This is a genomic window from Plantactinospora sp. BC1, assembly GCF_003030345.1.
Lineage (GTDB): Bacteria > Actinomycetota > Actinomycetes > Mycobacteriales > Micromonosporaceae > Plantactinospora.
The window spans coordinates 5,678,673-5,700,065 of sequence record NZ_CP028158.1; the positions used below are offsets into that span (position 1 = coordinate 5,678,673).

The following is a 21,393-nucleotide window of genomic DNA, read 5'->3' on the forward strand; positions in this document are numbered from 1 at the left end:
CCGGCTGGCACCATGTGCTGATGTCCGAGCTTCCCCGGCCGTCGGCCGCGCAGGCGTACCAGCGCGCCCGGCTGCTCGCCGACTCCGGCCGGTACGACGACGCCGAGCGCCAGATCCGCTCCGGGTTGGCCGTCGAGCCCGACGACCCGGACTCGCTCGTCTTCCTGGCGTACCTGCTGCGGGTCCGGGAGCGGTACGTCGAGGCGCTCGCCGCCTGCGACGCCGCCGTGGCCGCCGCGCCGGGACACGCCGAGGCGTACGTGGAACGGGCCGAGGCCCTGGTCGCGGTCTTCCGGGGCGAGGCGGCGGTGCGGGCCGCCACCGAGGCGGTCCGGCTCGACCCGGGGGCGCCGAGGACGCACCGGAGCCTCGCCCGGGCGCTCGCCTTCACCGAGGAGTACGACCGGGCCCGGTACGCCGTCCGGCAAGCGCTCGCGCTCGACCCGGGGTCGGTCGACTCGCTGCTGACCCTGGCCGCCCTGGAGCGGGACGCCGGCAACCGGGGCGCCGCCGAGCAGGCGGTCCGGGCGGCCCTGCGGCACGAGCCCGACAACGCCCACGGCCGGCGGCTGCTCGCGATGCTCGACGCGGACCGGTGGCGGGTCGGCCGCTCGATGCGAATCCTGCGCGCGGTCGCCGCCCAACACCCCGCCGATCCCGACCCGGTGGCGATGGTCTGGCCGCTGCGCCGGGCGCTGACCGGCCCGTGTCGCTGGCTCTCCGGCGGTGCCGTCCTGCTGGCCGTCGCCGCGCCGCTCGCGGCCGGGCCGCTGCCCGCCCCGGCCGGCATCCTCGGCCGGCTGGCCGCCGCCCTGCTGGCCGTGGCCGTCGTCGCCGTCCAGTTCCGGGTGCTGGCGCCGGCCGGGCGTACGCCGTGGCGCTGCCTGCGACTGGTGCCCCGTTTGCTGCGTACCGCCCTCGGTCTCGGTCTGCTCGTCTCGACCGCGCTGCTCGGGCTGCTCGTCGGGTACGCCGGCACCGGCTGGTGGCCGCTGCCGCTGATCGCCCTCGCCCTCGTCCCGCCGCTCTGGGCCTGCGTACTGGCGGAACGGATCGGTGCGCATGCCGACGACCCCGGCCTGCACCAGGCGGCCCGGGACATCGGCTCCGGCTTCGCCCAGTGGTGGGCGGAGCTGCGGCAGTGGTGGACCGAAACCCGCCGGGACCTGCGGACCGCCTGGCAGGAACCGGCCGCCGTACCGCCCACAGTGGATGGAACGGGCGGCGGCGTAGGATCCGGCGATGCCCGAGAAGGTGACCGATGAACCGCCGGACGGGTCCGGCGGCTCCGGCGACGCCCCGGCGACCGCGATGCCGGCGGTCGGCTACCTGACCCTGCTCGCGTTCGGCGTCGGCCTGCTGGCCTGCTGCGGCGGGGTCGGTACCGCCTGGTTCGGCCCCGGGTTCGGCCCGGCCGCGCTCGGGCTGGGCGCCGCGGGTCTGGTCCTCACGGTCGGCAGCTTCGCCCTGATCAAGGCCAGGGGCGGGGACTGGACCAGCCGGGTGCCGCCGCCGGACGTACCGCCGGAACGGGTGACGGAGCTGGCCCGGCGGTACCAGCTCGGCGAACACCTGGTCTCCCGGACCGGGGAGAGTCCGGCCGGCACCTTCGGGGTGGTGCTGGTCTGCGCCGCCGGCCTGGTCGGGATCGCCCTCGGCGTCGGCTGGCTGCTCGACACCGTCGCCCTGCGGCGGCTGGCGTTCGTCGCGGTGCTGCTCGTGGTGGTCACGGTGGTACTCGTGCCGGTGGCGCTGCTGGTCCTGCCGACCAGGAAGGTCCGGACCGACCTGTTCAGCCACGGCCTGGTGCACGGCACCCGGCGCCGGCCCCGGGCGGTCTACTGGCACGAGATCGACCGGATCGTGCTCTGGATCGCCGCCCAGGGCAAGCTCTTCGGCGGCCGGATCCTCGGCTACCACGTCCGGACCAGGGACGGTGCCTGGCTGCGCATCGAGGCCCGCCCGCACCAGCGGTCCGACCCGTTCGGCGAGCGGTTGCTGGCGGCGGCCGAGGCGGCGCGGCTGCCGGTCGAGCGGGGCGGCCCCTACTACGGCGAATGGCGGCCCCGCCGCTCCTGACCCCGACGGCGGCCCCGCCGCTGGAGAACCGACGGCGGCCCGGCGGAAAGATGCCCGTTACGTGCCGTTCGCTCCGACTCCTCCCGACTGCAACGCCCGAACGGCTGTCGCCCGTCATCGGTGCGGAGCATCCAGAAGGGAGCGGCATGCGTGCCGACTGCGAGACCGAGTACGTGGAGTACGTCACCGCACGGCTGCCCGCGCTGCACCGGGCCGCGTACCTGCTGTCCGGTGACACGCACCGTGCCGACGACATCGTGCAGAGCACCATCACCGCCCTGTACCGGCACTGGCGGCGGGCCCGGGCGGTCGACAACCTCGACGGGTACGTGCACCGGATCCTGGTCCGCAAGCACCTCGACGAGGTACGCGGACCCTGGGCCCGGGTACGGCTGATGTTTCAGCCGCCCGACCGGCCGGCGGCGCCGGCGGCCAGCGTCGAGGACCGGGACACCGTCCAGCGGCTGCTCGGCGAGCTGACCGGGGCGCAGCGGGCCGTCCTGGTGCTGCGCTTCGCCTGCGACATGTCGGTGCAGGAGGTGGCGGCGGTGCTGAACACCTCCACCGGCAACGTCAAGAGCCACACCGCACGGGGGCTGGCGGCACTCCGGCGCCACCTCGACGTCCAGCAGTCCGGCACCGGCACCGCAGAGCGCTGAGGGGGAGATCATGCCTATCGAAGACGACCAGGAGACGGCGCGGACGCTGCACACACTGCTGCGCGAGGCGGCGGTGCCGCCGAGCAGGGCCGACATCGGCGAGGCCGTCCGGCAGGGGCGCCGGGCCGAGCGACGTCGCCGGGGCGCGGCAGCCACGGTGGCGGCGGTGGCGCTGCTCGGGGTGATCGGGACGGCCACGGTGGTGCTGGGCCGGGGCGGGGAGGTCCGGCCGGAGCCGGCCCGCCCCGTCCCGTCGATCTCGCCCGGCCCGATCGGCACCGTGCCCGCGCAGGTGCGGACCGTGCCGGTGACCATCAGCGACGAGACGCTGAGCTGCGACATCGCCCCCCTCGTGCTGCCGACCGAAGCCCGTCAGGTGCACGTCGAGGGGATCGACCCGAGCGGGCGGTTCATCGTCGGCAGGATCGCGATTGCGGCCGGACGGGTAGCGCAGCGCGCCGAAGGGCAGCAGGTGCTGTGGGATCGGGGCACGCCGAAAGTCTTCCACGTGCCGAACGGCTCACGTCGCGGATCGCCGGTGGTGAACGCCGACGGTGTGGTGGCCGGCACCGGGAACGACAACCAGGGCCAGGGGCGTGAGCGGGAGTTCGGCTGGGTCTACCGGGACGGCCAGGTCCACCGGCTGCCACTGCTCTCCGGTTACGACGCGGCCCGGGTCGGGGCGATCACCCCGCAGGGCGACATCGTCGGGCACGCCTACCGGATACCGCCGATCGGTGAGACGGTCAGCGTCGCCGTACCCGTGCTCTGGCGGTCGGACGGCACCGGCGGCCCCTGGCCGCTGAGCACCCCGGAAAACGGCGGCGAGGTGCTGGGGGTGACCCGGGACGGCACCGTGGTCGGCGCGCACGGGATGTCCCGGATCCGGATCTGGCGGCCCGACGGCAGCGCCGCCGACCTGCAACTGCCGCCCGGGATCACCCGGACCTCCGGCTGGCACGTCAGCGGCGACTGGGTCACCGGGTTCGTCGCGCCCGGCGACGCGCAGTCGCCGACCCCGCTGATGCGCTGGAACGTCCGCACCGGAACGCTCGACGTCTATCCCCGCATCGACACCGAGGGCGTCTTCAGCATGGCCGTCAACGCCGGGGGAAGGATGATCGTCTCGACCGCGAAGGACCGCCAGTTGGTGGTGGCCCCGGACGGCACGGTCCGCCGGCTGCCGACGCCGCCGGGCGCGGAGGAATGGCCGAAGCAGCTCGACGCGAGTGTCATCAGCGACAACGGGCTGGTGGTCGGCAGCGCCTACCACGGGCCGAGCGCCCCGGTCGTCCGCCGCGACTACACCTGGCAGTGCGGCGGATGAGACCCCGGTAGCCGGCCGAGCGCCGTCCCTCCGCCGCCGGCGGCACCAGCGGCGGAGGGACGGGCCGTCGTCGGGTACGTCCCCGACGGCCGGGTCGGCACCGGTCAGCCGGTCGCCTCGATCTTCAACAGGTCGACCTGGCCGAACGCGTCCATCTCGACGTTGCTGACCCGGGTCGAGTGGCCGAAGTTGTTCTGGCCGAACCGGAGCGGGATCACCGGCATCTCCCGGGCCAGGATCTGCTCCGCCTCCTGGTACTTCTTGATCGCCGCCTCCTGGTTCGGCGCCCGCTCACCCTCGGCGACCAGCCGGTCGAACTCGGCGTTGCTGAAGCCGTAGTAGTTCGACGACCCGTCGGTGGTGTAGATCGGCCCGAGGTAGTTCTGCATCGACGGGTAGTCCATCGACCAGCCCATCCGGAACATCCCGACCGGCGTCTTCGCCTCCACCTTGTTGAGCAGGTCGGCGAACCTCGCCTCCGGAGTACTGCTGCACTTCACGCCGAGGTTGTTGGAGAGCTGGTTGCAGGTGGCCTCCACCCACTCCTGGTGGCCGCCGTCGCCGTTGAAGGAGATCTGCAACCGGGCCGGTCCGCCGGCCGCCTGGTAGTCGGCCTTCGCCCTCGCCGGATCGAACTGGCACGCCTCGCCGCAGGTGTCCGGCCGGGCACCGGCGAGCAGCGGGGAGACGAAGGACCGCGCCGAGGTCTGCGAGTCCTTGAAGACGGACTTCACTATCTCGTCCCGGTCGATCGCCATCGAGATCGCCTTGCGTACCTCGGCCCTGGCGAACTCCGGCTGGAAGGTGGGGAAGGCGAGGAACTGGAACGACGACAGCGGGCTCTTCTTGAACCGGTCGCCCAGGTCGCCCGGCGCGGTGCCCAGCGCCTCGGTCGGCACCTGCCTGGTCACGTCGTTGTTCCCGGCGAGCAGGTCGGCGTAGTCGGCGGCCAGCTCCTGGTAGATCTGGAAGACCACGCCGCCGATCTTGGGCTTCGGGCCGGGGTACGCGTCGTAGCGCTCGACCTCGATCCGGCTGTCGTGCTGCCAGCTCCCCTTCATCCTGAACGGCCCGTTGCCGATCGGGGCCTGCTCGAAGCCCTCCTTCAACACCCCGTCCGAGGCCCACGCGGCGTTCGGCAGCGGCGCGAAGACGTGGTAGCCGAGCACCGACTCGAACTCGGCGAACGACGCGGAGAGGGTGATGGTGAAGGTGAGGTCGTCGACCTTCTGCAGACCGGTCAGCTTCTTCGCCTTCGGCTCCGGAGCCTTCTGCGGACCCTCGCCGTCCGGGTCGGTCGACTGGAGGTCGTCGTACCCCTGGACCTTGCCGAAGAAGTATGCCCCGCCGTGGCCGTTCGGCCCGTACGCCGCGTGGTTCCAGGCGTTGATGTAGCTGTCGGCGTTGACCGGCTCTCCGTTGTGGAAGGTGTACCCGCTCTTCAGCTTCACCGTCCACAGTTTGTTGTCGGTCGACTCGATCGACTCCGCCGCCACCTCGAACGGCTTCTTGTTCTCGTCGAAGTCGACCAGCGGGGTGTAGAGGGCGGCCAGCACCTGCGCCCCGGCGCTCTCGGTGGCGTTCGACGGGATCAGGTGCTGCGGCTCGGCGATGCCGATCCGCACCACCGCGTCGGCGTCCGAGGTGCTCGGGTCCTCGCCGCCGCCACTGCACCCCGTCGCGGCGAGTACGGCGGCCAGCGCCGCCGCGCTCCAGGTCATCCGTCTGGACACCGGCATGAAGACTCCCTCACATCGACGCCGCACCTCGGGCACCGCCGGCGGCGTGACCTCGCCGGGCGCGACGGTCGTCGTCCGGCCGGACCGGACCATCACCGGCCGGCTCCTGCTCCCAGTTACGAGCCGATCAGCCCGTCGCGGCAATGCTTTTGACTGGGTCCAAACCGTCCGGAGAGCCGACAACTGGGCGGCGGGGTGACCGCGTCTCGTGATCAGACATCAGCCGTGCGGTGCCGCTCGGCTCCAGGCGTGGAGGTGGTGATGATCCGGATCTGGTTGGGCCCCGAGGACATCGCCCGGACCCGGATCGCACCCGCGCCCCTCCCGCTGTACGAGGTTTTCCTCAGCCTCGCCGGGTCCCCGGCCGACGACGCGGCGGGTCCGGTGGCCGGGCCGGAACTCGCCGGCTGGCTGCGTGAGCTGACCGAGGCGACCGACGCGGCGTGGGGCGTCCGGCGGAGGTCGGCGGCCGCTCTCCGGCCCGAGTCGGCCGACCTGCTCGCCCCGCTGACCGAGGACCGGACCCTGGAGGGTGCCCTCGCCTGGTTGCTCACCACCTCGGCGCGCCGGGCCCGCAGCCTGGCGGCGGCGGTGCGCGGCTACTACGACCGGCGGGTACGCGCCGAGCTGACCGCCTGGGAGTCGGTGGTCCGGCTCGACGTCAACGAGCGTGGCCGTGCCCTGGCCACCGGCGGGGTGGAGGCGCTGCTGGCGATGTTCGACCCGTGGGCGGCATGGCGTAACCCGGTGCTCTCGGTCTCCTCCAGCATCGACCTGGACCTGCGGCCGAACGGCGCCGGCCTGCTGCTGGTGCCCTCGGTCGCCGCCCGGAAGCTCTGGGTCGGCGGGCAACCCGACTCCGTGGTGCTGGCCTATCCGGTACGCCGGCCCCGCACCCCCGGCGGTCGTGCGCCCGGGCACCGGCCGGTTCCGGCGTACGCGCTGGGCGCCGCCGCGGCCACCGGGGATCCGCTGACCGCGCTGCTCGGGCGCTCCCGGGCGGCGGTGCTCCGGGCCGCCATGGTCGGAGCGAACACCACCGACCTGGCCCGCCGGGCCGGCATCAGCACCCCGTCCGCCTCCCAGCACGCCAGCGTGCTCCGCGACGCCGGACTGCTGCGGACCACCCGGCACGGCAAGGCGGCCCACCACACGCTCACCCCGCTGGCCCGCGCCCTGCTCACCGCCGACGACGCCGTCAGCCGACGCTGACCGGCGCCGGGTTTCAGCGGCGGCGGGCGCCGGCCGGCTCAGAGTTTCAGCCGGCGGGCGCCGGCCGGCCAGAGTACGGTCACCGGCAGGTCCCGGGACTGCGCCGCCCGGACCACGTCGGCGGTGTCCCCGACGTCCGCCGACGGGTTGCCGTCCCAGACCGCGAAGAGCCGCTCGCACCGGCGCAGCATCTCCAGACTCGCCGCCAGGTACGCTGCCCGCCCCGAGCGCGGAAACGGCATGTACGACACCGAGGTGGCCCGGCGCAGCAGCTCGTCGAAGGCGGGCAGGTTGTGCGCCCGTACCGACCGCTGCCGGTAGTCCCGGGCCGGGATCACCGCCTCGAAGCTCCCGCCGCTGTCGAGTACCGCCCGGGCGAAGATCTGGTCGGCGCCGTCGGCGAGGCAGGTGATCCCGTGCAGCTCCGGCCCGGCGTACGGGCGCAGCTCCTCGGTCAGCCGGGCGTAGACCAGCTCCGCCGTGCCGTCGGCGAGCACTACGTGCCCGGTGACACCGATGCGGGCCATCCAGCACCGTCCGTTCGTGGTTACGCGTGCCCGACGCGGACGATCCGGAAGCCCGCGTCGGCCAGGATGACCGGGAGTTCCCGGACCGCCTCGTGGTTACGCTCCCGGAGATCTTCCCGTAGATCCTCCCAGGGGCTCAACGCCGGATGGAGTCGTCGCTCGTCGTCCCGGTGTGGCGCGTACCGCCAGCCGCTCGCCACCTGCTCGGCCAGCCAGCGCTGGTGCTCCAGGATGGCCAGCCGCTCGATCTCCGGCTCCTCCAGGGCGTGCTCGTCGCCCGGCCCGACCCGGGGCGACAGGGCGCAGCCGAGCTCCCGCAGCTTGCGACCGATGTCCTTGGCCTGGGCCCGGTTGGCCCGGCGCAGTGATTCCGGCAGCTCCTCCCAGGGCACCAGCGCGGGGTTGCCACCGGGCCGTTCACCGTGCCGGCGCCGGGCCACCACGTAACTCTCGTGGATCACCCGGGCCAGCCGTTCCACCAGGTCGTCCCCGATCAGCGCCGGGTCGCAGGCGGCGTGCACCACGCCGTAGAGCCGGAGCGCGCCGGAGAGGTCGTCGAGGACGCCGAGGCCGGTCCCGCTGCCGAACGCCTCCCGCAGGTTGGCCAGCCGGTCCAGCCGGACCACCATCGAGCCGGGCCCGCCGTGCCAGAGCTGCTCGGCGGTGAGCGCCGTCTTCAGCGCCCGCTCCTCGTCGTCGTAGCAGATGAAGACCCGGTCCGGCGGGAGCGGGAAGCCGGCCCGGGGAAGCTGGCCGAGCAGCTCGCCGAGGCCGCCGTCGAGCGGGATGATCCGGCAGACCCGGGACAGGAACGGATAGCGGTGGGTGAGCTGGGCCGCCGCCTCGGTCGCCGCCTCGTCGACCAGGACCAGGGGTACCAGTCGGGCGCCGTGCGGGTCGCGTACCCGCCAGCGCCGGGCCAGCTCGACCAGTACCGCCCGGCCGAACGCGGTGGCGCCGAGCACCACCACCCGGGGCGGCCGGCCGTCCACGGCGGTCAGCGGGTCCTCGGCGAAGAGCTTCCGGGCGGCCAGGTCGTCGATGTTGAAGAAGTCCAGCCGGGCGCCGGGGTGCCGGGCCAGGCCCAGGTGCCGGGCCTGCAACGCGAGGCAGAGTTCCGGGTCGGCGACCTGGGCGTACACGGTCAGCGGGGAACGGCCGTGCCGGGCCGCGGCCAGCCCGATCGCGGCGTTGGTGGCGCTGTCGTCGGTACACGCGTAGACGGCCCTGGCCCGGCCGATGCCGGCGCCGCGCAGCACGCTCGGGTCCCGGGCGGCCCGCGCCACCTGGCCGGAGCCGGACGGCGTCGTGACGTCGGAGCGGACCGCCACCACCCGGTGGCCGGCGGCCTGGAGCCGGCGGGCCAGGGTGTCCGCCACCAGGCCGTCGCCGCAGACGATGACGTGCCCCCGGGCGTTGCGGTCGCGCAGCCGGCGCAGCTCGGTGGCGAAGAGCAGCCGGCAGGCCTCCACCAGGGCGTACGCGGTGACCGCCGGTGCGGCGAACCGGGCGAAGTTCAGCAGCGCCGGAAACGGCCCGCCGTCGTCCAGCGGCGGCGCGCCGAGCACGAAGAGCTGTAGGTCGTAGTAGATCAGGTCGAACGGGTCGGAGCCGTAGCCGCCGGTCCGTTCGATGTGCTGGGAGAGCCCGAGGTAGCCACAGACGAAGGCGACCACTCCGGCGAGCGCGAACACCAGTCTGAGCACACTCTTGGTCGGTGCGCGGGGCGGCTCGCCGAGGTTGTTTCCGGGCACCACACCTCTCCTGCTGTCCGGTGCGACGACGCAGCGCTATCGTACCGTCGCGGTCTGCCCGCAGCGAACGTGAAATGATCGAGACTTTTCCCTGCACCGGGAGGCCGTCGCCGGCCGGGACGGGTCCCGACCGGCGACGGGAAGCCGGTTGGTTCAGCCGGGCAGCCGGAACCCGGCGTCGCGCTGGGCGGCCAGCCACGCCTCCACCTCGTCGGCCCGCCGGGGCAGCCCGGCCGAGAGGTTGACCGCGCCGTCCGCCGTGACGAGTACGTCGTCCTCGATCCGGATGCCGATCCCGCGCAGCTCGGCCGGGACCAGGTCGTCCTCGGGCTGGAAGTAGAGCCCCGGCTCGACGGTCAGCACGTACCCCTCGCCGAGGGTGCCGTCCCGATAGCTCTCCTTGCGGGCGTTGGCGCAGTCGTGCACGTCGAGCCCGAGCATGTGCCCGAAGCCGTGCAGCGTCCACCGGCGGTAGACCATCGACGTCTCGTCCATCGCCTCGTCCACGCTGACCGGCAGCAGACCCAGCTCGGCGAGCCCCTCGGCGAGCACCCGCATGCAGGTCCGGTGCACGTCCTTGAAGGTCACCCCGGGCCGGATGAAGTCGATGCCGGCCTGCTGGGCCGCGTACACGATGTCGTAGACCTGGCGTTGCAGCGGGGAGAAGCTGCCGGAGACCGGCAGCACCCGGGTCACGTCGGCGGTGTAGAGGTGCCGCCCCTCCACGCCCATGTCCATCAGCAGCAGCTCGCCCGGGCGGGTGATGCCGGTGTTGTGGATCCAGTGCAGGATCGTCGCGTGCTCGCCGGCACCGACGATCGAGTTGTAGCCGACGTCGTAGCCGTCGTGCCGGGCCCGCAGCCCGAAGACCCCCTCCAGGAGCCGCTCGCTGACCGGGCGGTCGGCCGGCAGCACCCGGGCGACGTCCTCGAAGCCGCGTACGGTGGCGTCGATCGCCTCCTGGAGCTGGGCGATCTCCCACTCGTCCTTGACCAGCTTCTGTTCCGACAGCAGCGCGGCCAGCTCCCGGTCCCGGCCGAGTCGGGCATCCTCGGTCGCCCCGCTCTTCGGCGGCTCGTACGGCCGCACCGCGCCGTCCACCGCCGGGTCCAGCCCGCGCAGCACCCGGGTCCGACCGGGAGCGCAGTCGGCCAGCGCCTCCGGCAGCTCGGACAGGGGCGCGGTCTCGATGCCCAGCTCGGTCGACTTCTCGGTCAGGGTGTGCCGGCGGCCGACCCAGAGTTCGCCGTTGCGGCTGCGGAAGAACTCGTCGGTCTCCCGGGAGGAGCGGGGGCGCATGTAGAGCACCGCGTCGTGGCCGGAGCCGTTCGGGCGCATCACCAGCACGCTGTCCGGATCGTGGTCGCCGGTCAGGTAGACGAAGTCGCTGCCGGGGCGGAACCGGTAGGCGGTGTCGTTGGCGCGTACCTTCTCCGGGCCGGTCGGGATCACCAGGGTCTCGCCGGGCAGGGCCGCCGAGAGCGCCGCCCGGCGCTTGGCGTGGTTGGGCACCTCGGGCCGGGGGCCGACCGGCAGGGTGCTGTCCCGCCAGCCCTGCCGCATGAACTCGAGGAACTTCTCCGGGAAGTCCGGGTCGTGTGACTCCGTCCGGGCCGTCTCCACCTCTGCCGGCTCCGCCGTGATGTCGGTGTGCTCGTCTGACATCGCCGCTCCTCCCTCGTCCGGCCCGGTCCTCGCGAGGTCCCGTCGGCGTACGGCGGGGATCGACGACTCCCGCCGGCTGGCGACCCTGTCCCTCGTCCGGCTGACCTGATCTGCGCTTCTGGCGTGCCCCGACCGTACCGTGCCCGGAGCGGTCGGTCTCGGTGGCGGTGCCGGCACAGCGGACGGGTCCGCGTGGAAAGATGACCGCCATGTGCGGACTCCTGGCCTTCTTCAGCGCGCACGGCAACGCCGGCGCACACCGAGACGCCCTGGCCGGTGCGTTGGAATGCCTGCACCACCGGGGACCGGACGAGACCGGCGTAGAGGTGATTTCCACCCCGGACGGGTACACCGACGCCGTTTTCGCACACAAACGGCTCTCGATCATCGACGTGGCGTCCAGCCACGAGCCGCTGCCGTACGCGGGCGGTCGCTACCTGCTGACCTTCAACGGCGAGATCTACAACTACATCGAGCTGCGCGAGGAGCTGGCCCGGGACTACGGCGCCCAGTTCGCCACCGCCGGTGACGGCGAGGTGATCGTCGCCGGCTTCCACTACTGGGGAGAGCAGGTGCTCACCCGGCTGCGCGGGATGTTCGCCTTCGTGATCTGGGACCGGCAGCAGCGCCGCGCCTTCGGCGCCCGGGACTACTTCGGGATCAAGCCGCTGCACTACCTCCAGACCCGGGACGGGGTCTACCTCGCCTCGGAGAAGAAGGCGCTGCTGCCGTTCGCGCCCTCGGCGCACGCCGGTGACGCCGGGGTGGACACCGCCAACCTGTCGCACTACCTGACCTTGCAGTACGTCCCCGAGCCCGGCACCCTGCACCAGGGGATCAACCGGATCGGTTCCGGCGAATACCTCACCTGGAGCCCGGGCCGGCAGATCGAGGTGCGCCGCTGGTACCGGCCGGTGTTCCGGCCCGCTCCGGTGCAGGAGCCGCAGAAGCTCTACGACCGGATCCGGGAGACGCTGCGGGAGAGCGTCCGGATGCACATGCGGGCCGACGTGCCGGTGGGCTGCTTCCTCTCCAGCGGCATCGACTCGACCGCGGTGGTGGCGCTGGCTAGGGAGTTCAACCCCAACATTCTCACCTTCACCGTCGGCTACGACGTGCCCGGCTACTCCGAGATCGAGGTGGCCCAGGACTCGGCCCGGCACCTCGGGGTCACCACCATCCCGACCAAGATCGGCCCCCGGGACATGATGGAGGCGCTGCCGAAGATCGTCTGGCACCTGGACGACCCGGTCGCCGACCCGGCCCTGGTGCCGCTCTACTTCGTCGCCAAGAAGGCCGCCGAGCACGTCACGGTGGTGCTCTCCGGCGAGGGCGCGGACGAGTTCTTCGGCGGGTACACGATCTATCGGGAGCCGCTCTCGCTCGGCACGGTCAACGGCCTGCCCGGCGGGGTGCAGAAGGGGCTGCGGGCGGTCTCCAAGGCGATCCCGCAGGGGGTCAAGGGCAAGAGCTTCCTGGAGCGCGGCACCACCCCGATCGAGCAGCGCTACTACGGCAACGCCCGGATGTTCACCGAGGAGGAGAAGCAGAAGCTGCTCCGCCGCTACGACCCGGCCGTCCGCTACACCGACGTCACCGCGCCGATCTACGCCGAGTGCACCGAGCTGGACGACGTGACCAAGATGCAGTACGTCGACCTCTACACCTGGCTGCGCGGCGACATCCTGGTCAAGGCGGACCGGATCTCGATGGCGCACTCGCTGGAGGTGCGGGTGCCCTTCCTCGACCGGGAGGTCTTCGAGGTCGCCGCCGGCATCCCGGTGGACCTGAAGCTGCCGCCCCGCTCCGACGCCACGAAGTGGGCGATGCGGCAGGCGTTGCAGGGCGTGGTGCCGCCGGCCATCGTCAACCGGCGCAAGCTCGGCTTCCCGACCCCGACCCGGGTCTGGCTGGCCGGCGAGATGTACGAGTGGGCCCGGCACATCTTCTCGATCTCCGGCGCCGGTGAGCTGCTCGACCTCTCGTACGCGATGCGGCTGCTCGACGAGCACCAGCGGGGCGAGGCCGACCACTCCCGCAAGATCTGGACCGTGCTGATCTTCTGTGTCTGGCACGCCATCTTCGTGGCCCGCACCCTGGACCCGGGCATCCAGCGCAACCAGTCGGCGCTGCTCACCAAGCCGGTGGTCGGCTCGATGGTGCGCTGAGCACCCGGTCGATTCCCGAAGCGGGCAGCGAACGGGCCCGGCGCCGCCGACGCCGGGCCCGTCGCGTTCCGCGGGGTGGTTACGAGGTGGTGCAGGTCAGCGTCGGGGCACCGCTGGTGTTGCCGCTGCCGACGAAACCGAAGGTGGCGCTCGCACCGGGGGCGAGGCTGCCGTTGTGGGCGACGTTCCGGACTGTCACCGTACTGCCGCTCTGGGTGTGCGTACCGTTCCACAGGCTGCCGATGGTCTCGCCGTTCGCCCAGATCCAGCCGGCCGTCCAGCCGCCCAGCGTGGCGGTGCCGCTGTTCCGGACCGTCACCTCTGCCTGGAAGCCACCGCTCCAGCTACCGGTCGACCGGTACGTCGCGGTGCAGGCACCGGTGCCCGGGTTGTTGGTCGGCGGGTTCGTCGGGTTGCCGGTCGGCGGGTTGGTCGGCGGGTTCGTCGGCGGGTTGGTCGGGTTGCTGCCACCCGGGCCGGCCCCGGTGACCTCGCCGTTGCCGCCGTCGAAGACCACGTCGGAGCAGCCGAAGAAGTTCTCCTGGCTGTCCGAGCGGACCCAGCGGGAGTAGATGATGTGCCGGCCGCTCTTGCCGGTCGGCAGCCGCCCGCTGAAGTAGTAGTGGCCGTCGTTGGTGCCGACCGCGCCCTGCTGCGGCGGGTTGGTCACCGTCAGGAACGGCGTCGCCTCCAGGTCACTCCAGTTCAGCGCCCGGGTCGGGCTGAAGCCGTCCCGGGTCACGTAGAAGTAGAACGTGCCGGGGTGGTGGGCCCAGTTGCTGTACTTGAAGTTGAAGTTGCCGCCGGCGGTCAGGTGGGTCAACGGCCAGTCGTTGCGGGCCAGGTTGTAGCCGCTGAAGCTGCTGTTGCCGCCGCTGCAGAGCTGCCCGTCCGGGACGAAGCCGGTGGTCCGGCCGCCCGCGTCCGAGCGGAGCACGCTGAACCAGTTGTAGAGCGAGTTGGCCCCGCTCTGCGCGACCGCGGCCGCGCAGGCCGGGTTGTTGGGCCTGATGTCGCCCTGCGGGCTGAGCCCGTCCTTCCAGCAGAGGAAGGTACGGCTGCCCGGCGCCATGGCGGCACCGTGCGCGACGGCCGGAGTGGGATTGACCACCGTGATGACACCGGCGGTGAGCGCGGCCACGGCGCCGAGGGCCGCGATCCTGCGTAGACGTTTCACCGAGTTCTCCTTCTGGGGGCAGTGTCGCAGCGGGTAACCGACGCTGCGGACGACCTGCGGGGGACCCGCGACACGGCGGGCGCCCGCTTCCGACACTGGTTGCGGTATCACCGGTCCGCCCCGCCAGAGGTGGTGGGCTGGTATCTGCCGGATGGCAGACGGGCGACACGGCGCACAGTCCGATCACGGATGTGTGCCCTTCGCGTGGCCCCTTGCCGGCACCCGGCACAGCGCGTCAGCCCCCGCACTGGCTCGGTACGGGCAATCGCATCACGGAACCCGGCGCCGAGGCAATAGGAATCTCTCGATGAAAAGTTTCCAGGCGGATTGACGGATGTCGGGGTCGGACGTCCGGCCGACCTGCTCCCGGGCCCGCGCCCGGCACGCGGCCCGGTACCCCGGAACGATCTCGTGCGCTTCCGTCATGCCGGCGGAGTCTGCCCGGCGGGTACGACGGGATCGGCGGTGTGCCAGGGTCAGGGGGATACACCGGAACCCGCCGGTGCCGGCCGGCCCGGGTCGGCACGGACGGCGGTGCGGGTCGGGAGGTTCGGATGGGATACGCGGTGGTGCTCGGCGAGGCCCTCGTCGACCTGCTCGACGGCGAGTACGACGGGCAGCCCGTCTACCGGCAGGCGATCGGCGGGGCGCCGCTGAACGTGGCCGTCGGGGCGGCCCGGCTCGGTGCCGAGGTGGAGTTCGCCGGCTCGCTCGGCGACGACGTACTCGCCGGGCGGATCGCCGACTTCCTGACCGGCGCCGGGGTCGGCCGGCGGGGCGTGGTGGTCCGCCCCGTACCGACCGCGCTGGCGGTGGCCACCTTCGCCGGGGCGGAACCCGACTTCCGGTTCTACGGCGAGCCGCTCTCCTACGGGCTGCTCGGGCCGGAGGATCTCGACGTACCCCTGGTCGAGGGCGCCTCGGTGCTCTACGCCGGCTCGATCGTGCTGCTCTGCCCGCCGGTGCTGGCCGCCGCCCGGCGGGCCTGGACGCTCGCGACCGGCCTGCGGGTCTTCGACCCGAACGTCCGCCCCCGGCTGCTGCCGGACGAGGCGGCGGTGGCCGGGCTCCGGGCCGTGGTGGCCGAGTTCGTCGCCTCCGCCGACCTGGTGAAACTGAGCCTGGCCGACGCGGAGGTGCTCTACGGCGACACCGTCCCCGAGGCCGCCGCCGGGCGGCTGCACGACCTCGGCGCCGGCACCGTCGTGGTCACCCTCGGACCGCGCGGCGCGCTGGTCTCGACCGCCGCCGGCACCACCGGGGTACGCCTGCCGGCGCCGGCGGTCCAGGCCGTGGACGCGACCGGCGCCGGCGACTCGGTGATGGCGGCCCTGATCGCCGACCTGCTCGCCGACGGGCTCCCGGTCGACGCGGCCGGCTGGTCCGAGCGGGTCGGCTACGCGCTCCGGGTCGCCGGACTGGTCTGCGAGTCCCCGGGCGGCGCGGTCTCGATGCCGACCCGGGCCCAGGTCGCCCGCCGCTTCCCCGACTGACCCGACGCGTGCGGACGCCGGCCGCTCAGCCGTCGCCGCGCAGTTCGGCGTAGCCGCGCTGGACGGCGGCGAGGCCGGCCTCCGGGCCGAACGGCGTGCGCTGGGCGACCCGCTCGGCGGGAGCCCGGTCCGCGTCCCCGTTGCGGATCAGCCAACTCATCGTGGCCAGGTCGTCGTGCTGCACCCGGACGAATTCGGTGTCGACCACCGTGCCGTGCCCGGGGACCACCACGCTGCCCGGGGTGAGCAGGCGCAGCAGCGCGGTGACGGTCTCCACCCACTCCAGCGGGAAGGCGTCCTCGAAGGCCGGCGGGCCGCTCTGCTCGATCAGGTCACCGGCGACCAGCACGTCGGCGTCCGGCACCTGCACCACCAGGTCACCCTCGGTGTGCCCGCGTCCGAGGTGCCGCAGCAGCACCGCCCGGCCGCCGACGTCGATGGTGGCCTCCTGGCGTACCGGGTGGGTGGGGGCGAGCACCGTGGTCCGGGCGAGTTCGGCGGCGAGCCCGGGATCGGCGGGCAGCACCTCGTCGTACGCCTGCCGGCGCACCAGCGCGGGCTGTTCGCGCAGCAGCCGGGCGGTCTCCTCGTGGGCGTAGATCGGCACCGGACCGGCTGCGGCCAGTGCCGCGTTGCCGAAGCAGTGGTCGAAGTGGTGGTGCGTGTTGACCACCACCAGCGGGTCGGCGGTGAGCCTCCGGACGGCGGCGAGCAGCTCGGCGGCCTGGCCGGCGGTGGAGAGGGTGTCCACCACCAGCGCACCACCGTCGCCGACCACCAGGGTCACGTTGACGTCGAGCAGCGGCTGGCGCAGCACGTACACCCGGTCGGCGACCTCGGTGAAGGCGAGGCCCACGGTGGCGGTCATGCCGGGCCCTGCTGCGCCCGCTCGACGAAGCGGTGCCGGTCCACCAGGACCCGTTCGACCCGGCCCTCGGCCACCGTCGTCGCGCCCTCGGTGACAGCCACCTCGAAGAGCAGCCGGCGCCCGTCGACCTTGGCCAACCGGGCCTGCGCCACGGCGGTCCGGCCGACCGGGGTCGGCACCCGGTGGTCGAGTTCGACCCGCATCCCGACGGTGGTCATCCCGGTCGGCAGCCGGCTCGCCGTGGCGGCGACGGTGGCCGCCTCGGCCAGCGCCAGCACCCTGGGGGTGCCCAGCACCGGCACGTCGCCGGAGCCGACCGCCTGCGCGGTGTCGACGTCGGTGACGGTCAGCTCGACCCGGGCGGTCAGGCCCGGCGGAAACACGCTCTGTGACTCGGACGCGGCCGAGCGGGACTCGGACGCGGCCGAGCGGGACTCGGACGCGGCCGAGCGGGACTCGGACGCGGCGGGGCGTGCTTCGGGCGCGGCGCGGCGTGACTCGGTCGCGGTGGGGCGTGCTTCGGGCGCGGCGGGGCGCGACTCGGGTGCGGCTGCGCTGACCTGCGGTTGCGTCGAACCGTCCGACGCTGACTCCGGCGCCTGTCCGGCCGGGTGTTCCTGATCCATCAGCAAAGCGTAGATGTTCGGCCGACCGCTGACGCCGACACGCGACGACACGCCGGACGACTGTCGGACAGTCCACAGCCGGCCCGCTCCCCGGACCGTCGAAACCGTACGTGACCAGGGGTTTCCCGACGGAATCGCCCGGTCCGCCCGCCAGTCGCCACCCGGCCCCTGCTCCGACACTCGCGGGCTGAAGTCCGGCCCGTCCGCCAGTGCCCCGGGAGAGCCACCGCCCCGTATCCGGGTGGATGCACAAGCGGGCCGCCGCCCGTCCTCGGTCACCTGGACACCAGATGCGCTACGACCGATCGATTACGCCTCTGCTGTCCAGGTGAGTGCGCCGACCGGCAGCCGTGGTGGGCGCACAAGCGGGGCAGCTCGACAGTCTCCGAGCTGGGCACTCCTCGGCGGCCGAGCCGCTGGCCGAGCCGGCGGCCGAGCCGGCGGCCGCCTGGGCGGGGGCACCGGCTGTCGCCGATCACCTCGCCCGGTCAGGGTCGGCGGAGCTGTTCGGCGGTGATCCGCTGGGTCAACCAGGCCGGTACGGCGATCAGCACCACCCCGACCACCAGCGCCCCGCCGGCCAGCCAGAGCGTCGGGGCGACCCGGTCGAAGACCTGCGCTCGGTCGACGTCGAAGAGGCCGGCGAGCACGGTCGCGATGACGATCGTGGCCAGGCTGGCCAGGCCGAGCCCGATCACCAGCGGCAGGGTGCCGAAGCCGACCTCTCCGGCGGTGATGGTGCGCGGGCTGGTGCCGACCACGGCCAGCGTGGCGTTGTCGCGGCGCCGTTCCACGGTGCGGTCGATCGCGGCGGCGGCGAACGCCCCGATCCCGAGCACGAAGCTCAGGGTCAGCCCGGCGACCAGCAGCGTCACCAGGAGTTCCGCGTCGAACCCGCGACGGGCGCCGAGGTCGCCTTCGAGATAGCGGGTCGGCACCCGGGCGGCCAGCACCTGGGCGGCCCGGTCGGCGGCGGCCGGATCGGTCGCCACCAGGTGCATCGAGGACGACGGCGGTACCTCCAGCGCGGCGGCGACCGCTGCCTGCCGGGTGATCAGCATCTGTCCGCCCATACCGACGTCGAACCGCATCCGGGTGTGCAGGATCTGCTCCGGCACCGGTATCCGGGTCCCGCCTTGCGCGACCACCTCGGCGCCGGGCTGCGGCAGCGGTGCCCCGCCGAAGAAGGACTCGTGCACCAGCCGGTAGGTCCGGCCGTCCACACACGATTCCCCGGCGCCGAGCGCGAACATGCCGGTGAAGTCGGCACAGTCGCCGACGACCAGGAAGTCCGGCTCGCCGGAGACGGTCGCCGGCACGCCGACCAGGTCGACGAGCTGCACGCCGGGGAGCTGCCGCAGTTCCGCGGCGGGCAGCGGACCCGGGCCGAGGAGCTGGTACATCCGGCGTCCGGCCGGGTCGTTGGTCGGGCTGAGGCCGCGATCATTGACGATCAGGCTGACGCCGAGCGAGCCCATCCCGGCCACGTAGACCATCACGGCGAAGGCGGCGACCAGCCGGGGTGCCACCCCGGGCGTGTGCCGCAGCCGGGCGGCGGCCAGTTCCAGCCAGACCGGGGTACCCGGCAGCCGGGCGACCAGCGCGGCGGCGGCGTACCCGAGGGTGGGTAGGGCGAGCGGCAGGGCAAGGCCGGTGAGCAGCATCGAGACGGCGAAGAGCAGGGCGTCGGACTGGGTGGGTTCGTGCCGGCCGGACCAGCCGGCCAGTACCGCACCGGCGAGCCCGGCCAGCAGCGGGAGGACCCGCCAGACGCCGGGGCGGCGGTGCGGCGCGTCCCGGCGTACCGCCAGCGGGTCGATCCGGGCGGACCGGGTGGCGAGTACGCCGACGGCGACCGCGTACGCCACCGTCACCGCGACCATCCCGACGACCACCGGCACCGGTACGGCGAGGTCGGCGGCGTACCAGCGCAGCCGCCCGATCCGCCAGCCCGCCGAGACCGGGGCGAGGATCGCGAAGGCGGCCAGCCCGAGCAGCGCGCCGCCGAGGGTGACCACCCCGGTCTCCACCGCGTTGACCAGGGTCGCCTGCCGGGCCGAGACGCCGAGCAGCCGCAGCGCGGCGATCCGCCGGTCCCGGGTGGAGGCGGAGAGCCGGGCGCAGGTGGCCAGGAAGACGCCGAACGGGACCAGCACGAACAGCCCGAAGGCGCCGGCCAGGATCCGGGCCGGGGTGAAGACGTCCGGCCCGGCGCCCTGGCCGAGGGCGTAGTTCAGCGGGTGACCGAACCCGGTGACCGGCCAGTGTTCGTCGAGCATCCGCTCCACCTCCGGCACGGTCACCGGTTCGGCCCCGACGTAGGCCAGCAGTTCGTCCGGGGCGAGCAGCCCGGCCGGGCCGACCGTGCCGATCACCCGCTGCGGCAGGCGTGCCGCCGCTCTCGGGTCGGTGGCGAGCAGGTCGCGCAGGGCCGGCGAGACCACCATCTCCCCGGGTGCGGGCAGCGCGGCCACCCCGGGCGGGCGAGGGCTGGTCGCGGTGGCACCGATCACGGCGGTACGCCGGAGCACCCGGCCGCCGACCACGTCCTCGATGTCGTAGATCCGCAGCGCCGACGGGCTGGCCGGGTTCTCCTCGCGGACCGGGGTGCGCGCCTCGGCCCGCCCGTGCTGTGCCCCGGCCACCGAGACCGTGGCCAGCGACGCCAGCACCAGCAGTACGCCGAGCGCCGCCCCGGACGACATCAGCGCGGTACGCAGCAGCCCGCCCCGCCCGGAGCCGACCGAGAGCCGCAGTCCGAGCCAGATCCACCGCCTCATGCCGTCGCCCCTTCCGGCCGCTTCGACGGGCCGTCCGGCCGGCTCACGCGGCTACCCGGCCGTCGCGCAGGAAGACGGTCCGGTCCGCGTACGCCGCCACCCGGGCCTCGTGGGTGACCATCACCACCGAGCTGCCCTCCTTGCGGGCCAGCCCGGTCAGCGCGTCCAGCACCACCTCGCCGGCCGCGCTGTCCAGCGCCCCGGTCGGCTCGTCGGCGAAGATCACCGAGGGCCGGTGCGCCAGTGCCCGGGCGACGGCGGCGCGCTGTGCCTCGCCGCCGGAGACCTGCCCCGGGCGCCGGTCGGCCAGCTCGGCCACGGCCAGTTGGCCGAGCAGTTCGGCGCCCCGGCGCCGGGCCTGCGCCCGGGGCGTGCCGAGCAGTCGCAGCGGCAGTTCGACGTTCTCCCGCAGGGAGAGTTCCGGCACCAGGTCGCCGAACTGGAGCACGAATCCGAACGACCGGAGCCGGAGTCGGCTGCGCCGGCCGTCCGGGAGGTTGTCGATGCGCTGCGCGTCGAGGCGTACCTCGCCGTGCTCGGGGCGGAGGATGCCGGCGAGGACGTGCAGCAGGGTCGACTTGCCGGAGCCGGACGGTCCCATGATGGCGACGATCTCGCCGGGTGGGATGGTCACGTCGGCGCCGTCGAGCGCGACGGTCCGGCCGAACCGGAGGGCCAGGTTGCTGCCCTGGAGTGTCATCGGGACTCCTTCTCCGCGTCGTCGGCGCGGGACACCAGTGCGGCCAGCCGGGCGAGCCGGGCGACGGCGCCGTCGATCCACTTGAGGTCGGCGTCGAGGTGGTACATCTCGAAGTCGGCGTCGAGCTGGGTGAGCAGGTCGCCGGCCTGCCGCTGGACGCGCAGCTCGCGCATCCGGGCCAGGTGCGCCTGGCGCTGCCGGTCGAGCATCGGCTCGGCCGGCCGGCCGCTGGAGAGCGCGATCAGCACCTTGGCGAAGAGCACCCGGCGGCTGCCGGTCACCTCGGGCACCTCCGGCTCGTCGAGCCAGCGGTCGAGTTCGCCGACGCCCGCCTCGGTGATCGCGTAGACCCGGCGGTCCGGGCCGACCCCGCTGGCCACTCCGGCGAGGTCGATCAGCCCGTCCCGGTCCAGCCGGCCGAGGGTGGCGTAGACCTGTGCCGACTTGAGCGGACGGCTGTTGCCGAACCACTCGTCGTAGCGGCGGCGCAGCACGTAGCCGTGTTGGGACCTCGGTTCGAGGAGGCCGAGCAGGATCCGGGAGACCGACATGGCGGGGACACTAGCAACTGGGTTACTAAGCTAGCAAGCGAGTTGCTAGTGGCCGCGCCATCGTCCCT

The 21,393-nt window shown here is 73.4% G+C and carries 17 protein-coding genes; 7 read left to right on the top strand and 10 right to left on the bottom strand.

What is annotated here, in order from left to right:
- The first annotated feature begins 20 nt into the window (after positions 1 to 20).
- From C6361_RS24865 to C6361_RS24880, 4 genes are all read left to right on the top strand, one after another.
- Positions 21 to 1,265, top strand: coding sequence for a lipopolysaccharide assembly protein LapB (locus tag C6361_RS24865; RefSeq protein ID WP_159079463.1), 1,245 nt, complete (start codon positions 21 to 23; stop codon positions 1,263 to 1,265).
- On the top strand, positions 1,243 to 2,079 hold the full coding sequence (locus C6361_RS24870) for a hypothetical protein (protein WP_159079464.1): 837 nt from the start codon (positions 1,243 to 1,245) through the stop codon (positions 2,077 to 2,079). The genes C6361_RS24865 and C6361_RS24870 overlap by 23 nt, the downstream gene beginning before the upstream one ends.
- A 146-nt stretch (positions 2,080 to 2,225) precedes the next feature.
- Complete coding sequence (locus tag C6361_RS24875) at positions 2,226 to 2,738, top strand: SigE family RNA polymerase sigma factor (RefSeq protein WP_107263020.1); 513 nt, start codon at positions 2,226 to 2,228, stop codon at positions 2,736 to 2,738.
- A gap of 10 nt (positions 2,739 to 2,748) precedes the next feature.
- Positions 2,749 to 4,065, top strand: a complete 1,317-nt coding sequence (locus tag C6361_RS24880; RefSeq protein WP_107269171.1) for a hypothetical protein — start codon at positions 2,749 to 2,751, stop codon at positions 4,063 to 4,065.
- Positions 4,066 to 4,169: 104 nt separating this feature from the next.
- Here the strand turns inward: C6361_RS24880 and C6361_RS24885 are convergent, their stop codons facing one another.
- A complete protein-coding gene (locus C6361_RS24885) occupies positions 4,170 to 5,804 on the bottom strand; it encodes an ABC transporter substrate-binding protein (protein ID WP_107264487.1) in 1,635 nt (544 codons plus the stop codon).
- A gap of 249 nt (positions 5,805 to 6,053) precedes the next feature.
- Between C6361_RS24885 and C6361_RS24890 the strand changes: the two genes are divergently transcribed.
- Complete coding sequence (locus C6361_RS24890) at positions 6,054 to 7,016, top strand: helix-turn-helix transcriptional regulator (protein WP_107269172.1); 963 nt, start codon at positions 6,054 to 6,056, stop codon at positions 7,014 to 7,016.
- Positions 7,017 to 7,054: 38 nt separating this feature from the next.
- Here the strand turns inward: C6361_RS24890 and C6361_RS24895 are convergent, their stop codons facing one another.
- The 3 genes from C6361_RS24895 to C6361_RS24905 all read right to left on the bottom strand — a co-directional run bounded on the left by C6361_RS24895 (position 7,055) and on the right by C6361_RS24905 (position 10,962).
- Positions 7,055 to 7,543: a hypothetical protein gene (locus tag C6361_RS24895; protein ID WP_107263017.1), complete on the bottom strand. Its 489-nt coding sequence runs from the start codon at positions 7,541 to 7,543 to the stop codon at positions 7,055 to 7,057.
- 20 nt (positions 7,544 to 7,563) lie between these two features.
- Entirely contained in the window at positions 7,564 to 9,297 is a 1,734-nt protein-coding gene (locus tag C6361_RS24900; protein ID WP_159079465.1) for a RyR domain-containing protein, read from the bottom strand.
- A gap of 153 nt (positions 9,298 to 9,450) precedes the next feature.
- On the bottom strand, positions 9,451 to 10,962 hold the full coding sequence (locus C6361_RS24905) for an aminopeptidase P family protein (protein WP_107269173.1): 1,512 nt from the start codon (positions 10,960 to 10,962) through the stop codon (positions 9,451 to 9,453).
- A 209-nt stretch (positions 10,963 to 11,171) separates the two neighbouring features.
- On the opposite strand from C6361_RS24905, the gene asnB reads away from it, so the two are divergent.
- Positions 11,172 to 13,130, top strand: a complete 1,959-nt coding sequence (asnB, locus tag C6361_RS24910) for an asparagine synthase (glutamine-hydrolyzing) (protein WP_107264486.1) — start codon at positions 11,172 to 11,174, stop codon at positions 13,128 to 13,130.
- Between the two features lie 79 nt (positions 13,131 to 13,209).
- Here the strand turns inward: asnB and C6361_RS24915 are convergent, their stop codons facing one another.
- Positions 13,210 to 14,307, bottom strand: a complete 1,098-nt coding sequence (locus C6361_RS24915) for a lytic polysaccharide monooxygenase (RefSeq protein WP_369930447.1) — start codon at positions 14,305 to 14,307, stop codon at positions 13,210 to 13,212.
- A 554-nt stretch (positions 14,308 to 14,861) separates the two neighbouring features.
- On the opposite strand from C6361_RS24915, the gene C6361_RS24920 reads away from it, so the two are divergent.
- Positions 14,862 to 15,800, top strand: a complete 939-nt coding sequence (locus tag C6361_RS24920) for a PfkB family carbohydrate kinase (RefSeq protein WP_107269174.1) — start codon at positions 14,862 to 14,864, stop codon at positions 15,798 to 15,800.
- 25 nt (positions 15,801 to 15,825) lie between these two features.
- Here the strand turns inward: C6361_RS24920 and C6361_RS24925 are convergent, their stop codons facing one another.
- The 5 genes from C6361_RS24925 to C6361_RS24945 all read right to left on the bottom strand — a co-directional run bounded on the left by C6361_RS24925 (position 15,826) and on the right by C6361_RS24945 (position 21,325).
- Positions 15,826 to 16,668 (bottom strand): MBL fold metallo-hydrolase, encoded by an 843-nt coding sequence (locus C6361_RS24925; RefSeq protein WP_369930449.1) that lies wholly within the window; start codon positions 16,666 to 16,668, stop codon positions 15,826 to 15,828.
- Positions 16,665 to 17,051 (bottom strand): thioesterase family protein, encoded by a 387-nt coding sequence (locus C6361_RS24930; RefSeq protein ID WP_107263013.1) that lies wholly within the window; start codon positions 17,049 to 17,051, stop codon positions 16,665 to 16,667. The genes C6361_RS24925 and C6361_RS24930 overlap by 4 nt, the downstream gene beginning before the upstream one ends.
- A 731-nt stretch (positions 17,052 to 17,782) precedes the next feature.
- Positions 17,783 to 20,074 carry an FtsX-like permease family protein gene (locus C6361_RS24935; RefSeq protein WP_107269175.1) on the bottom strand — a complete coding sequence of 764 codons (2,292 nt, stop codon included), beginning with the start codon at positions 20,072 to 20,074 and terminating at the stop codon, positions 17,783 to 17,785.
- A gap of 43 nt (positions 20,075 to 20,117) precedes the next feature.
- Positions 20,118 to 20,774 (bottom strand): ABC transporter ATP-binding protein, encoded by a 657-nt coding sequence (locus C6361_RS24940; protein WP_107263010.1) that lies wholly within the window; start codon positions 20,772 to 20,774, stop codon positions 20,118 to 20,120.
- Positions 20,771 to 21,325 carry a PadR family transcriptional regulator gene (locus C6361_RS24945; RefSeq protein ID WP_107269176.1) on the bottom strand — a complete coding sequence of 185 codons (555 nt, stop codon included), beginning with the start codon at positions 21,323 to 21,325 and terminating at the stop codon, positions 20,771 to 20,773. The genes C6361_RS24940 and C6361_RS24945 overlap by 4 nt, the downstream gene beginning before the upstream one ends.
- Between the last annotated feature and the right edge of the window lie 68 nt (positions 21,326 to 21,393).